Consider the following 13,934-nt stretch of genomic DNA (forward strand, 5'->3'; position numbering starts at 1 on the left):
ATGGGAGGTAGAAGCGCCCATTTTAATGAGGATGGGGGCGCAATTGTACTTTTTCTGCCACGCCGCCAGCCCGTGTCGCCGCCGGCGTGCTTTTTTTAGCGTGCGCGGCACCACAATTACTTGATTTAACGCAAAATAAGCCCAGCGACAGACCGCGAACAGACGATGGGCGTGGCGGCGACGGGCTTATGCGCAAGGCAGCCGATTTCGGCTATCATGCGCGCCACGCCGCCCCTCCCTTTTTCCATGAATCTAGCCTGCAAGCGCCCGTGATAGCGATAACGAGACCCCTGCAACGCCTTGCCCGCCGCCTGTACCGCATCAGTCTGGTGCCCCTGTTCGCGCTCATCCTGCTGCTGGCGCTGTGGGCGGCCGTCTACTATCAGGTGGGCCAGGAACGGGCCAGCGCCGTGCGCGACGCCGTCGCCGTCAGCCAGTCGCTGGCGCGCACGCTGGCCGACCATACCAGTTTCACCCTGCGCCAGACGGATCACGCCACGCAGCTGTTCAAGCTCAAATACGAGGAAACGGGCGGCGGCCTGCGCCTGAATGAATTCACGCGCCGCCAGGGCCTGCTCGACAGCGTGCTGCCATCGAAGCTGGAACTGCCGATCGCCCTCATCGACGCGCACGGCAATGTGCTCGACAGCGCCCACGCCTATCTGCCGGAAAACCTGGCCACGCAGCCTTTTTTCAGGGCGCTGGCCGCCAATGCGTCCGACACGGCCCTGGTCGACACGCCGATGCTCGACGCGGACGGCAAGCGCTGGACCATCCGCCTGGCGCGCCGCCTGAACGATGCGCGGGGCCGCTTCGCCGGCGCCATCGTCATCCACGTCGACCCCACGTATTTCGTCGACGACTACGACCGCCTGAATCTCGATGAACAGGGCGCGCTGATGCTGGTGGCGCGCGACAGCGGCCTGACGGTGGGGCGCATCGGCGAACAATTGATACTCAGCGACCGCATCGACTTCCGCATGCCGGGACCGCCGCAGCACGCCGCCGAGGAACTGCTGATCGAGCCGCCCGTCGACGCGACGCCGCGCATCTACAGCTACCACGAGCTGCCGCGCTACCCGCTGCTGGCCGTGGTGGGTGTGAGCCGCACCGTCGCCCTGGCGCGCTTCGAACACCGCCGCCTCGTGTATGTGGGCGCGCTGCTCGCCGCCAGCGTACTCATTGCCGGCTTCACGGCCCTGCTGATGCGCCAGAGCGCGCGCCTGCGCCGCAGCATCCGCCAGGCCACGGAAACGCAAGCCTTGCTGCGCGCGGCGCACCAGGGCAGCCTCGATGCCGTGCTGCTGCTGAAAGCCTGGCGCTCCGCGCCGGGCAAGCCGGTGGAAGACTTCACCTTTGCCGACATCAACGAGCGGGCCGCCGACATGCTGGGCAAGCCGCGCTCCGAACTGCTGGGCCAGCGGGTGCTGCAGCAGATGCCGCTGCTGCGCGGCGAGCGCTTCTTCCAGCGCTTCGTGCTGGTGATGGAAACGGGCCGGCCGCTGGAAGATGAATTCGAGCTGCCGCTGGCCTCGGGCGGCACGCGCTGGCTGCGCCACCAGGTGGTGCCGATCGCCGACGGCGTGGCCGTCACATCGCGCGACATCAGCGCGCGCAAGCACGACGAACTGGCGCTGCAGGATAACCGCAGCTTCCTGCAGTCGCTGATCGACCATTTGCCCGTGCTGGTCTACGTGAAAAGCGCGCGCCCGGAAAACTTCGGCCAGATGGAAGTGTGGAACAAGGCAGCCGAGGACATCACCGGCCACCTGGCCGCCGACGTCATCGGCAAGACGGATTGCCAGGCGTTCCCGCCCGACTTCGGCCTGCACGATGCCGAAGACGACCGGGCCATCCTGGCCGAGCGCGGCGTCATCGACCATACGGAAAAGCCGCTGCGCCTGCCCGATGGCAGCCTGCGCTACCTGCACGCCGTCTCCGTGCCCGTGTTCGACGAGCGCCAGCAGATCGAACATATCCTCGGCATCGCCGAAGACATCTCGCAGCGCCGCCAGCAGGAACTGGAACTGCGGCAGAAACAGGCCGAGCTGGCCGCCGTCAACGACGCCTCGCCGCTGGGGCTCGTGCGCCTGGACCGCCAGCGCCGCTGCACCTACGTCAACCGCACCTTCGAATCGATCACGGGCCTGCCGCGCGCGGCCGCCCTGGGCGCCGGCTGGACCAGCGCCCTGCATCCGGACGACTATCCGCTGATGCACGTGGCGCTGGAACAGCTCACGCGCAGCCATGCGCCGTTCCAGTCCACCTTGCGCTGCCTGCAGCGAGACGGCAGGCTGTTGTGGGTATCCGTCAAAATCGCCCCCATCCTCATCGACGGCCAGATCGAAGGCTACGTGGGAACCCTGGACGACATCACCACCTTGCGCGAATCGGAAGTGGCGCTACTGGAAAGCGAAGCGCGCCTGCGCACCATCGCCGACACCTTGCCGGCCATGATCGCGTACATCGACGCCGACCAGGTCTACCGCTTCCTGAACATCGCCTACGAACGCGAATTCGGCCTGACGGGCCGGCTGGTGCTGGGCAAGAGCGTGCGCGATACGGTGGGCGAAGCGCGCTACGGCACGGTGGCGCCGTATATCGAAAGAGTACTGGCCGGCGAAACGTTGAGCTTCGAGGAAGAAGACGACAAGGAAGGCATCGAGCGCTGCATGGAAGTGATCTACATCCCGCAGATCGGCGAAGACAAACTGCAGGTGGTGGGTTTTCACGTGATGCGCCAGGATATTACCGTGCAAAAGCGCGAAAAACAGCGCCTGCTGAAACTGGCCCAGGTCGACGCGCTGACGGGCTTGTCGAACCGCGCCGGCTTCCAGCAAAAACTCAGCGACGCCATGCATGCGAGCCGCCAGCAGCAGCACCTGATGGCCGTCATGTACATGGATATCGACCGCTTCAAGCCCGTCAACGACACGCACGGCCACGGCACGGGCGACGCCCTGCTGCGCGCCTTCGCCCAGCGCCTGACGCAGACCATGCGCGCCACCGACATCATCGCCCGCCTGGGCGGCGACGAATTCACCATCATCATGGAGCAGATCACCCGGCCCGACGACGCGGCCGTGCTGGCGGAAAAAATCGTCGCCGCCATGCAGCAGCCGTTCGAACTCGATGGCATCACCGTGCGCATTTCCGCCAGCATCGGCCTGGCCTTCTACCGCGACGAAGACATTTCGCCCGCCGTACTGCTGCAGCGGGCCGACGTGCTGCTGTACAAGGCCAAGCAGGATGGCAGGAATACCTATCGCGCCGGCGCGTTGACGGCTTGATATAGCCACTGGCGCATGCCGTCATTCCTGCTATATTGGCGCCTGTCTCCCCTACCCTTGCCACACCATGCGCCTGCTGCACACTTCCGACTGGCATCTGGGCCAGACCCTGCACAATTATGAGCGAGGCTACGAACACCAGCGCTTCCTCGACTGGCTGCTCGACACACTCGTCGCCGAACGCGTCGACGTGCTGCTCGTCGCCGGCGATGTGTTCGACAACGCCAACCCGTCCGCCGCCTCGCAAAAGCAGCTATATGTCTTCCTGCAGCAGGCGCGCGCGCGCCTGCCCGCGCTGCAACTGGTCGTCGTCGCCGGCAACCACGATTCGGCGGGGCGGCTGGAAGCGCCCGGCCCCCTGCTGGCCGCGCATGGCACGCACGTGATTGGCCATCTGCTGCGCGACGAGGCAGGCAATATCGACCTGGAACGCCTGCTGCTGCCGCTCGCCGGCAGCGACGGGCAAGTGCAAGCGTGGTGCCTGGCCGTGCCCTTTTTGCGCCCCGGCGACGTGCCGAAACTGCCGGCCGGCGATACGCAGGACGCCTACCTGGGCGGCATCGCCCTGCTGTACCGCCAGCTGGCGGACCTGGCGCTGGCGCGCCGCCAGCCCGGCCAAGCCATCATCGCCATGGGCCACTGCCACATGGTGGGCGGCGAAATGTCGAACGATTCGGAGCGCCGCATCGTCATCGGCGGCACGGAGATGCTGCCGTCGGGGATTTTTGACGCCGCCATCGCGTATGCGGCGCTGGGCCATTTGCACAAGGCGCAGGCCGTGGGCGGCCAGGAGCACATCCGCTACTGCGGCAGCCCGATTCCCCTGTCCTTCGCGGAGGTGAACTACCGCCACCAGGTGCTGTGCCTCGACATCGATGGCGAGCAATTACGCGAGGTACGCGTCATCGAAGTGCCGCGCGCCGTGCCCTTGCTGCGCGTGCCCGCCACGCCGGCGCCCATCAACGAGGTACTGGCGCAGCTGGCCGCCCTCGACGTGCCCGCCGCGCCAGCCGAAGCGCAGCCTTTCCTGGAAGTGCGCGTGCGCCTCGATGCGCCGGAACCGGGCCTGCGCACACGCATCGAAACGGCGCTCGACGGCAAGCACGTGCGCCTGGCGAAGATCGAAACGTCGAGCGCCGCGCGCAGCAGCGCGCCCGAAAACCTGACACTCGACCAGTTGGCCCAGCTGCAGCCCGACGACATCTTCCGCCGCCTGTACCTGCAAAAATACGGCAAGGAAGCGCCGCCCGAACAACTGTCCGCCCTAGCCGAACTGCTGCTGCCCGGCGCGTGAGCGCAACTGAAGAACCATGAAAATCCTGAAAATCAGCGGCAAGAACCTGGCCTCGCTGGCCGGCGAATTTGAAGTCGACTTCCAGCAGGAACCGCTGGCGTCATCCGGCCTGTTTGCCATCAGCGGCCCCACGGGCGCGGGCAAGAGCACCCTGCTCGACGCCCTGTGCCTGGCCCTGTACGACGCCACGCCGCGTTTGCTGAAAGTGCTGGGACGGGGCAGCGCCCTGCCCGACGTGGGCAAGGAAACCGTCAATGCCCAGGATACGCGCACCTTGCTGCGCCGCGGCACGCCGGACGGTTACGCGCAAGTGGACTTCGTCGGCAACGACGGCGCAAGCTACCGCGCGCGCTGGAGCGTGCGCCGCTCGCGCACCAAGGCGGAAGGCGCGCTGCAGGCCACCGCCATGAGCTTGCACCAGCTGCCCGCGCTGCAGCCCATCGGCGGCACCAAGACGGAAGTCAAGGAAGAAATCGAAAAGCGCATCGGCCTGTCGTTCGACCAGTTTACGCGCGCCGTACTGCTGGCGCAAAACGAGTTTTCCACCTTCCTCAAGACGGAAGACAATGAACGGGGCGAGTTGCTGGAAACCCTGACCGGCAGCAGCATCTATACCGACATTTCCATGCGCGCCTTCGAGCGGGCGAAAAAGGAAAAGCAGGTCCTCGAACGCCTGGGCGAAAAGCTGGCCGACCAGCGGCCATTGTCGCCGGAAGAACGGGCCGATACCGAAGCGTCAAGTGGTGCAGCCGAGACCACCCTGCACACCATCGACTTGCGCAAGGCCGTACTGGAACTGCAGCAGCGCTGGCACCAGGAGACGCACAAGCTGCAAAGCCAGATAACAGTGGCGCAGGTAGTGCTCGATGGCGCGGATGCCGAACGAGCCGCCGCCGAAGAGCGCCGCGCGGCGCTGGCGCAGTGGGAATTGCTGCAGCCGGCGCGGCCCCTGATCGACGATGTGGCGCGCCTGGCGAACGACATCGCCAGCACGGGCGCGGCCTTGGAAGCGTCGCGCGCGCAGGCGGCGCAGGCCGAGGCCAGCGAGACGCAACTGGCGCAGGCCGTGCAGCTGGCGGCGGCGGACTTGCTGGCCAGGGAAGCGGCGCAGCGCGATGCGGCACCCCTGCTCGACCAGGCCAAGGCGCTCGACGCCGGCATTGCGGCCCACTTGCCCGCGCATCGCCAGGCGCAAGATGGCGCCCTGGCCGCCGACCAGGCCAACGAGGCGGCGCGCGCCACCTTGCACGATCTGCAGCAGCGCCAGCAGGCCATGCAGGCGGAGCAGGAAACGGGCCGCCTGTGGCTGGCGTCGCACCAGCAGTGGCAGGCGCTGGCCACGTCGTGGCAATTGTCGGATCAGCTATTCGCCCAGGCCGGGCAAGCTGCCGCGCAAGCCGATGCGGCCGAGGCCAAAGTGGCCGAAGCGGCGCAGCTGGTGCGCGCGGCAGGCAACGCGGGTCACGAGGCGCAAGCCGCATTGACGGCCGCTGCCGCCACGCTCGCCGCGCACGATGCGCAGCGGCGCGAGGCGCTGGCGGCCATGCAAGCCATCGATGGCCAGGGGCTGCAGGAACAGCGCGGCCAGCTGGAGGCACACGCGCGCATGTTGAGCACCGCGGAAAAAACCTGGAGCGAACTGGCGCGCCAGCAGCAGGCGTTGGCGCACTGGCAAGCGAAGGCAGCCCAACTGGCGCAGGCCGCGCAAACGGAAAGCACGGCACTGGCGGTGGAAGCGGCGCAAACGGCGCTGCTGGAAGCGCGCCTGGCGCAGGCAGAAAAATCCTTGAAAGGCGCGGAAGCAGCATGCGCGGCCAGCGTCGCGCAGCTGCGCGCCACCTTGCAGGACGAGCAGCCCTGCCCCGTCTGCGGCGCGCTGGAACACCCATATATCCACGCTGGCCACGCCGACGAGGCCTTGCAGGCGATGCTGGCCAGCTTGCAGGATGAGGTGCTGGCTTGCCGCACGCAGGCGCGCGGCAATCTGGAACGGCTGGCCACGCACAAGGCGGCACTGGCCGCCCATCTGCACGAACAGGCGCAGACGGCGGAAGAACTATCTGCACTGCCGTCCATCATCGACAGCCTGAATGCACAGTGGCAGCCGCATGCCGACATCTTGCCGCTGCCGCAGGAAGACCAGCGCGCGGACTGGTTCGCGCAGCAACTGGTGGCCAATGCGGCAGGCTTGCAGGCGCTGGCGCAGCAGGAAGCGGCGCTGCGCCAGGCCAGTACACTGCGCGAGCAGGCGCAGGCGGCGCATGAACTGGCGTCCAGCGAGCACGCGCGCTGCACCAGCACCGTCGCCGAGGCGCAAGCGCGGCTGGCCCAGCTGCAGGCGCAGCAAGCGGGCAACGCCGACAAGGGCGAGACGGCGCGCGCCGCGCTCGATGCCTTGCTGGCGCAGCTCGATGCCGCGTTTGACGACGTGGAAGGAGCCGAAGGCTGGAAAGACAACTGGCGCGCCGGTCCGGCCGCCTTCCGCGCGGCGCGGGAATCGGAAAGCCGGCAATGGCTGAAACAGCAAACGGACCAGGACCAGCGCGGCCACGCGCTGGCGACCCTGGCGGCGCAACTGGAAGCGGCGCTGCTGGCCGCCGGCAAGGCGCAGCACACGGCGCAGGAAGCCCACGCCGCCTTTGCGGCCGCCGATAAACAGCGCACGGCCCTGCAAACGCGGCGCAGCGCGCTATGGCAGGGTCAGGCCGTGACCGAAGTGGAGCGCAGCCTGACAGACGCCATCGCGCAGGCCAAAGAACATCTGGCGCAGCAGCAAACGGCGGCGCAGTCGGCCAGCCAGCAGCGCACGCGCCTCGATGAAGCGTGCGTGCAGCTGGCGCAACGCCTGGCCGCCTTGCGGGAACAGGAACACGGCGCCACCGCCGCCCTGCACGACTGGCTGCAGCAGTTCCAGCAGCGTCACGCTGGCCACGCGCCCGCCACGCTCGACGCGCTGCGCGCGCGCCTGGCCATCGCGCCGGACGCCATGCGCGCCGAACGCGACGCCCTGCAAGTGATCGCCGACCGCCACACAGCAGCCGTCTCCGTGCTGGCCGAACGCCGGCAGCAACTGGCCGCGCATGTGCAGCAGCCGCCGCAGGCGCTGGAAATGGACGTGGCGGCGCTGCAGGCGGCGCTCGACGCACTGCTGCAGGAACGCCAGGCGGCCAACCAGGAAGCGACGCGCCTGCGCCTGGCCATCGCGCAGGATGACGCCAGGCGCCACAGCGCGCAAGCGATGCTGGCGCAAATCGAGGCGCAAGCCGTCATCGAGCGGCGCTGGGCCAGCCTGAATGAATTGATCGGCTCGGCCGACGGCAAGAAATTTCGCAACTATGCGCAGCAATTCACCCTGGAAGTACTGCTCGGCTATGCCAACGCGCACCTGAACCACCTGGCGCGCCGCTATCAGCTGGAACGCATCGACAACCCGAACAATCCGTCGCTGGGCCTGATGGTGCGCGACCAGGACATGGGCGGCGAGCTGCGCTCCGTGCATTCACTGTCGGGCGGCGAATCGTTCCTCGTTTCGCTGGCCCTGGCGCTGGGCCTGGCCTCGCTGTCATCGAACCGCGTGCGCGTGGAATCGCTGTTCATCGACGAAGGCTTCGGCAGCCTGGACACGGAAACCCTGCGCGTGGCCATGGATGCGCTCGACGGCCTGCAAGCGATGGGCCGCAAGGTGGGCGTCATCTCGCACGTACAGGAAATGACGGAGCGCATCGCCACGCGCATCCTCGTGCAGCCGGGGTCTGGCGGCAAGAGCGTGGTGACGGTGCGCTGACTTAATAGCGGCTACCTAGCGACTAGCGGCTGGCCGGCTCCCGGCACAGCCTGAGCAGATCCCAGCCCAATTCGCGGCGGATCTGCTCGGGGTCGGGCGGCGGCCGGCGCTGTTCCAGCTCCGCTTTCAGCCACTTCCTGACCAGCTCCTTGGCGGGCTGTGCAGGCTTTTCCTTGTCATGCTTGTCCATGGTGCTACCTCTTCAATGGCGGTCAGACGACCTCCTATATACGCTCAACGTCATGACGCGGATTCAGTTGACGTACGCGTGGCGCAGATGCAACAACGTGTAACGATGGCTGGAGTGCGTTAAAATCGCCGCCTTCGCGCAGATGAACTCTACGCCCCGCAACAGTTCAAGGAACCCCATGAAAGCCGCCCGCAGCCTCACCTTCAAGTGCGTAAAATGTCACAAAGCCATGCAGGTCTACCTGCAAAAAGTCTCCGCCTGCTCGCATATCCAGCCGTACCAGGGCATTTGCGCATGCGGCGAACTCAAGCGCCACGCCACGGGCCAGGCCGATGCCGTCAAGTCTTACCTGGAGTCGGCGGACGGTAGCTGGTCGCACCACCACTAATGGTTAAAGAATGGGCGTAGAACGCCGTTAATAACGGTACTTCGCTCATTGAGAAACCGCCATGTCCCAGCTTCCCGCCCTTGCCAGCCGTCAACCCGCCTCGAATACGCTGGCTGGCCAGCAGCCGTCCCGCACGGGCAGCGGCGCCACGGGGTTGGCAGGCTCGTCCCTGATGCAGCGCACGGCGCAAGACGTGGTGGCGCTGTCGAAAAATGGCCTGGACCTGTCGGCCAAGGGACTGTCGCAACGCACCGATGCGCTGGGCAACGCCACCGTCGACGTGGCGCAGGATTTTCTGAACAACATGACGCGCCAGCTGTTTGGCGACGGCGCCACTGTCGCCTTCGATTCCGTCGACCTGCAAGCCGGCTCCAGCTTCAGCAGTGGCAGCGTCTCGGGCGCGGGCGGCAGCAGCCGCGCGGCCGCCTTCAGCCTCGATGAAAACGCCCATTTCATCGGCAAGGGCAAGATCACGACGGCCGATGGCCAGACCTTCGACTTCGAAGTGGAAGTGCAATATCAATCGAACATCAGCGCGGGCATGCTTGAGCAAACGCAGAATGCCGCCGAGGAAGCAGGCTCCGCCGATGACACAAACCTGCCCGCGAAAGAGTTGCCGGCCACGCATTTCGCCGGCAATCTGCACGACCTGTTCAAGCTGCTGGGCCAGCAATTGCAAAGCCATCTCTATCAGGGCAGCGCCGATGACGCCAGCGCCAGCGGCAAGGATGGCGACCTGGCGGGTAGCCTGAGCTTGCGTTTGCTCAAGCTGGTGCAGCCGGATACAGCGGTCGACGCAGTCAAGGAAGAGCAGGCGCGCGCCCGTGCGCTGGCACTGGCCTATGGCACGGACACGGCAAACAGCACGGCCAGCAACGTATAATGGAAGACGGCCTGCGCAGGCGACCATGCCGCGCGCCCACCTTCTATCGATTGAATCCCATGTCCGACACTTCTTCCCCTACCGTTCATCCGCAGATCCACTGGAGCGAAAACGGCGCCGAGCATTCGGCCCGCTGGCGCTCGGAAAGCGGCATGCCGCCGCCCAAGCGCGTCGTCATCGCCGATGACCGCACGACGGCCGACCAGGCTTACCGCCTGGCCTGCGAAGGCACGGCCATGCTGTGGCGCGGCGACTTCCAGAACGCGCGCCAGCTGCTGCAGGCGCTGGCGCGGCGCGCCGACCACAAGAACGACAAGCCGAGCAAAAAGGCCAAGGCCGCCAAACTGGCGAAGCCGGAACCATCCGCCACGGAAGCGTTTCACTTGCACCGTCAGGCCCAGTCGCAGCGCGCCCGCACCTTGGCCATGCTGCTGCTGCCTTTCGATGCCGACTACACGATTCCGCTGCGCCGCGCGCCGGACGTGAAACTGGCGTGCAATGAAGCGTATGGCCGCGGCGAAGAAGCGTTCGTCGCCTCGCTGCGCGAACTGCTGGGCCTGATCGGCGCGCACGAATGGCGCCGCACGGGCGTGGAACTGCCGGCCCTGGGCCAGCGCATCCATCCGCATTACGGCGTGTTCGCGCCGATCCGCGGCGAATACGTGGGCCTGGTGATGGAAGCGCCGCTGCCCGCGCGCGCCAAGCTGGCCTTCGACATCGGCACCGGCACGGGCGTGCTGGCCGCCGTGCTGGCGCAGCGCGGCGTGCAACGCATCGTCGCCACCGACCAGGACCCGCGCGCGCTGTCCTGCGCGCGCGAAAACCTGGCCCGCCTCGATGTGATCGACAAGGTCGAGGTGGTGCAGGCCGACCTGTTCCCCGCCGGCCGCGCCCCGCTCGTCGTGTGCAATCCGCCATGGCTGCCGGCCCGCCCAAGCTCGCCGATCGAATACGCCGTCTACGATCCGGACAGCCGCATGCTGCGCGGCTTCCTCGCCGGTCTGGCCGACCACCTGGAACCGGGCGGCGAAGGCTGGCTGATTTTGTCGGACCTGGCCGAGCACCTGGGACTGCGCCCGCGCGCACAATTACTGGAATGGATCACGCAAGCGGGCTTGAAAGTCATCGACCGCCTGGACGTGAAACCCACGCACCCGCGCGCGCAGGACGCCACCGACAGCCTGCATGCGGCCCGCTCGCAGGAAATCACGTCGCTGTGGCGCCTGGCGGCGGCGTAATCGAGGATCTGAAACCCGGCCATTGCGCATTGCAGCAAACCCCGCTATAATTCGCCTGCGGGGTGGAGCAGTCTGGCAGCTCGTCGGGCTCATAACCCGAAGGTCACAGGTTCAAATCCTGTCCCCGCAACCAACATATAAAAGCCGCTGATTCCTGCAAGGGGATCGGCGGCTTTTTCCATTGCGGCGCAGCATGCCCATGCCCCTCCTGCACACCAAATGCCCCCGCTTGCATTGCGCTCTTTCGCAATGCAACAAACTGGTATATAATTCGCCTGCGGGGTGGAGCAGTCTGGCAGCTCGTCGGGCTCATAACCCGAAGGTCACAGGTTCAAATCCTGTCCCCGCAACCAATACATAAAAGCCGCTGACTCCTGCAAGGGATTCAGCGGCTTTTTCATTTCAGGCCGGGCCAATACTGTCAGTACTTTTATGCGGTAACGCTGGCCCTGATCTGCCTGGCCGCCGCATGCAGGCTGGCCGCCACACGTTCCAGCTTGTCGGCGCCCGCCGTTTCAGCCAGCGCGGCAAAGGCGCTGATATGAAACGTGGCCACCATCGCCGGCGACACTTCCAGCTCCAGCGCCGTCTTGCTCAATTCCGTCGACGCTTCAAGATAGGGCTCGCTGCCCGCCTCGAACGCCTGTTTGGTTTCCAGCAACTCCTGGCCGCCCTCGGCCTTGGCAAGGCAAGCGTCGACCTTTTGCTGGAAGGCCGGCAAGGTGTCGCGCACGGGGCCGGGTTCAGGCGCCGCTTCGGGTTCCACTGGCGCAGGCGCGGCTGCGGCCGGCTTGTCCGCCGCCGGCATGTCGCGCATAGTCAGCCAGCGCTCGACGGCGAGGAAATCGGCAAACGGCTCGGCCACCTTGGGATTCATCAGCCAGACTTCGCCCGTGCGCCAGTCGATCCGGGCGCCGCGCTCATTTCTCGCCAACAGGATATCCTTGCCGCCATCGGGATTCGACACCCGGCCGATGTCGAGCCAGTTCATCAGTTCCGCCTGGCGCGACATCGCGTTGACCCGGTGAAAAAAGGCCAACCATAAGAATCTGGCGACCAGGAGAACCAGGGCACCGCCAACCATCCACATCATTTTTCGCTCCGCACCACATCGACAAGCCGCATTTTCTCACATGAAAGCTTGCGCCAAGGAAACTTTTACATCTGCCGTGCGCAGGCGCAAATCCGGCACCGCACACGAGCCGGGCATGCAGTCGCATTTCAGCAACGCCGCGTTTTCCTGATTGCCTGGCGCGCGCCGCTGCGCTATTATGAGAACAATTCTCATTTAGATTAAGCCGCATTCCACCCGCCATGCTGTCCGCCCCTTCCCCGTCGTCCGATTTCCAGGCCCTGTATGCCGAGCACCATTCCTGGCTGCTGCACTGGCTGAAGCGCCGCCTGCACGATGCGGGGCTGGCCGGCGACCTGGCGCAAGATACCTTCATCAAGATTTTCGTCGCGCGCAGCAGCGCCGGGATCGCGCAGCCGCGCCCCTTCCTGGCCACCATCGCCAAGCGCCTGCTGGCCAACCACTGCCGGCGCGAAGCGCTCGAACGGGCCTACCTCGACGCCCTGCTGCATCAGCCGCAAGCGTGCACGCCGTCGCCGGAAGCGATGTCCCTGCTGCTCGAATCGCTGCAGCTGGTCGACCGCGCGCTGGAGCAGTTGTCCGCCAAGGCCAGGGCCGCTTTCCTGCTGGCCCACCTGGACGGCATGACCTACGCCGAGATCGCGGCCGAACTGGGCACCACCACGCATTCCGTCAAAAAATACCTGAGCAAGGCCAACCTGCTGTGCTTTTTTGCCGTGCCCGATTTTGCCGCATCCTGACATGCGCGGCGCCACCGTCTATGCCCAGGGCCAGCCCATCGACCTGGCCATCGCCATGCAGGCGGCCGAATGGCTGGCCACCCTGATGAGCGGCGCAACGACGCCGGCGGAAAAAGCGGCCTGGCACGAGTGGCGCCAGGCGCACCCCGACCATGAGCGGGCGTGGAAACACATCGAAAGCGCCAGCGGCGGCTTGCGCGAACTCGATGCGCAGGCCAGCCGCACGGCGTTGACACAGCGCTCCCGCCCTGCCTCGACCATCTCGCGCCGCCGCAGCCTGCAGTTGCTAGCGTGGGTCTCGGCCATCGGCCTCACGGGCTGGTTCGGCGCGCGCTCGGGCTATGCGCCCGTCCTTGCCCGCGCCGCGCTGGCCGACCTGTCCACGGGCGTGGGCGAACGCCGCGAGCTGCCCCTGCCCGACGGCAGCCGTCTGCACCTGAACAGCGGCAGCGCCGTCAACATCCGCTACACGGGCACGCAGCGCCTGCTGCAACTGGTGCAGGGCGAAGTGTTCATCGCCACGGCTCGCGAAACGGGCCGCCCTTACCGCCCCTTCCTCGTCGAAACGGCGCAAGGCCAGGCGCAGGCGCTGGGCACGCGCTACTCGGTGCGCCAGACCGAAGGCAGCACGCTGGTCGCCGTCGAGGAAGGCGCCGTCCGGCTGATGCCGCGCCATGGCAACGCCAGCCCCGTGCTCCGCGCGGGCCAGGGCGGCGGCATGACGGCGCACGATGCCCTGCCCGCGCACGCCGTCTCGCCCGACATCTGGGCCTGGCGCCAGGGTTTGCTGCTGGCCGACGCCATGCCGCTGCGCGACTTCCTGCATGAACTGAGCCGCTACCGCCACGGCTTGCTGGGCTGCGACGACGCCGTCGCCGGCCTGCGCATCTCCGGCGTCTTCCCCCTGGCCGACCTGGACGCCGTGCTGCTGTCGCTGCCCGATTCCCTGCCGGTGGACGTGCGCCTGCGCACGCGCTACTGGGTGCAGGTCGAGGCGCGCCAGCCGCGCTGAAAATATATTTTGACGCCGGCGC

10 protein-coding genes and 2 tRNA genes are annotated in these 13,934 nt (G+C 66.7%); 10 read left to right on the forward strand and 2 right to left on the reverse strand.

The genetic code is table 11. The features are described 5' to 3' along the window. Positions 1-269 precede the first annotated feature (269 nt). From KO539_RS27275 to KO539_RS27285, 3 genes are all read left to right on the forward strand, one after another. Positions 270-3,290, forward strand: coding sequence for a PAS domain-containing protein (locus tag KO539_RS27275; RefSeq protein WP_374106497.1), 3,021 nt, complete (start codon positions 270-272; stop codon positions 3,288-3,290). A 67-nt stretch (positions 3,291-3,357) separates the two neighbouring features. Beyond that, complete coding sequence (locus tag KO539_RS27280; RefSeq protein ID WP_219313249.1) at positions 3,358-4,584, forward strand: exonuclease SbcCD subunit D C-terminal domain-containing protein; 1,227 nt, start codon at positions 3,358-3,360, stop codon at positions 4,582-4,584. Positions 4,585-4,600: 16 nt separating this feature from the next. Then, complete coding sequence (locus KO539_RS27285; RefSeq protein ID WP_219313251.1) at positions 4,601-8,368, forward strand: AAA family ATPase; 3,768 nt, start codon at positions 4,601-4,603, stop codon at positions 8,366-8,368. A 22-nt stretch (positions 8,369-8,390) separates the two neighbouring features. Here KO539_RS27285 and KO539_RS27290 read toward each other — a convergent pair whose 3' ends face one another. Beyond that, positions 8,391-8,558 (reverse strand): hypothetical protein, encoded by a 168-nt coding sequence (locus tag KO539_RS27290; protein ID WP_219313253.1) that lies wholly within the window; start codon positions 8,556-8,558, stop codon positions 8,391-8,393. Positions 8,559-8,736: 178 nt separating this feature from the next. Between KO539_RS27290 and KO539_RS27295 the strand changes: the two genes are divergently transcribed. The 5 genes from KO539_RS27295 to KO539_RS27315 all read left to right on the forward strand — a co-directional run bounded on the left by KO539_RS27295 (position 8,737) and on the right by KO539_RS27315 (position 11,420). Next, complete coding sequence (locus KO539_RS27295) at positions 8,737-8,946, forward strand: hypothetical protein (RefSeq protein WP_219313255.1); 210 nt, start codon at positions 8,737-8,739, stop codon at positions 8,944-8,946. A gap of 61 nt (positions 8,947-9,007) precedes the next feature. Further along, on the forward strand, positions 9,008-9,829 hold the full coding sequence (locus KO539_RS27300; RefSeq protein WP_219313257.1) for a hypothetical protein: 822 nt from the start codon (positions 9,008-9,010) through the stop codon (positions 9,827-9,829). Positions 9,830-9,888: 59 nt separating this feature from the next. Then, positions 9,889-11,067 (forward strand): class I SAM-dependent methyltransferase, encoded by a 1,179-nt coding sequence (locus tag KO539_RS27305; protein ID WP_035817322.1) that lies wholly within the window; start codon positions 9,889-9,891, stop codon positions 11,065-11,067. Positions 11,068-11,123: 56 nt separating this feature from the next. Further along, positions 11,124-11,200 (forward strand) — tRNA-Met (locus tag KO539_RS27310). A 143-nt stretch (positions 11,201-11,343) separates the two neighbouring features. After that, positions 11,344-11,420, forward strand: a tRNA-Met gene (locus KO539_RS27315). A 77-nt stretch (positions 11,421-11,497) separates the two neighbouring features. Here the strand turns inward: KO539_RS27315 and KO539_RS27320 are convergent. After that, a complete protein-coding gene (locus KO539_RS27320) occupies positions 11,498-12,106 on the reverse strand; it encodes a hypothetical protein (RefSeq protein WP_219313259.1) in 609 nt (202 codons plus the stop codon). Positions 12,107-12,381: 275 nt separating this feature from the next. Here KO539_RS27320 and KO539_RS27325 point away from each other — a divergent pair, with 275 nt between their 5' ends. After that, the gene (locus KO539_RS27325; protein ID WP_099402728.1) at positions 12,382-12,900 is read left to right on the forward strand and encodes a sigma-70 family RNA polymerase sigma factor; all 519 of its coding nucleotides are present in this window, start codon (positions 12,382-12,384) and stop codon (positions 12,898-12,900) included. A gap of 1 nt (position 12,901) precedes the next feature. After that, positions 12,902-13,912: a FecR domain-containing protein gene (locus tag KO539_RS27330; RefSeq protein WP_219313260.1), complete on the forward strand. Its 1,011-nt coding sequence runs from the start codon at positions 12,902-12,904 to the stop codon at positions 13,910-13,912. Positions 13,913-13,934: the final 22 nt, after the last annotated feature.

It is taken from the genome of Janthinobacterium sp. NKUCC06_STL (genome assembly GCF_019345455.1).
GTDB lineage: Bacteria > Pseudomonadota > Gammaproteobacteria > Burkholderiales > Burkholderiaceae_D > Janthinobacterium > Janthinobacterium rivuli.

Bases quoted from the DNA above. Each gene is read 5' to 3' on its own strand.
- KO539_RS27285 (WP_219313251.1), top strand. From the start codon at position 4,601: ATGAAAATCCTGAAAATCAGCGGCAAGAACCTGGCCTCGCTGGCCGGC.
- KO539_RS27280 (WP_219313249.1), top strand. From the start codon at position 3,358: ATGCGCCTGCTGCACACTTCCGACTGGCATCTGGGCCAGACCCTGCAC.
- KO539_RS27300 (WP_219313257.1), top strand. From the start codon at position 9,008: ATGTCCCAGCTTCCCGCCCTTGCCAGCCGTCAACCCGCCTCGAATACG.
- KO539_RS27290 (WP_219313253.1), bottom strand. From the start codon at position 8,558: ATGGACAAGCATGACAAGGAAAAGCCTGCACAGCCCGCCAAGGAGCTG.
- KO539_RS27305 (WP_035817322.1), top strand. From the start codon at position 9,889: ATGTCCGACACTTCTTCCCCTACCGTTCATCCGCAGATCCACTGGAGC.
- KO539_RS27295 (WP_219313255.1), top strand. From the start codon at position 8,737: ATGAAAGCCGCCCGCAGCCTCACCTTCAAGTGCGTAAAATGTCACAAA.
- KO539_RS27325 (WP_099402728.1), top strand. From the start codon at position 12,382: ATGCTGTCCGCCCCTTCCCCGTCGTCCGATTTCCAGGCCCTGTATGCC.
- KO539_RS27330 (WP_219313260.1), top strand. From the start codon at position 12,902: ATGCGCGGCGCCACCGTCTATGCCCAGGGCCAGCCCATCGACCTGGCC.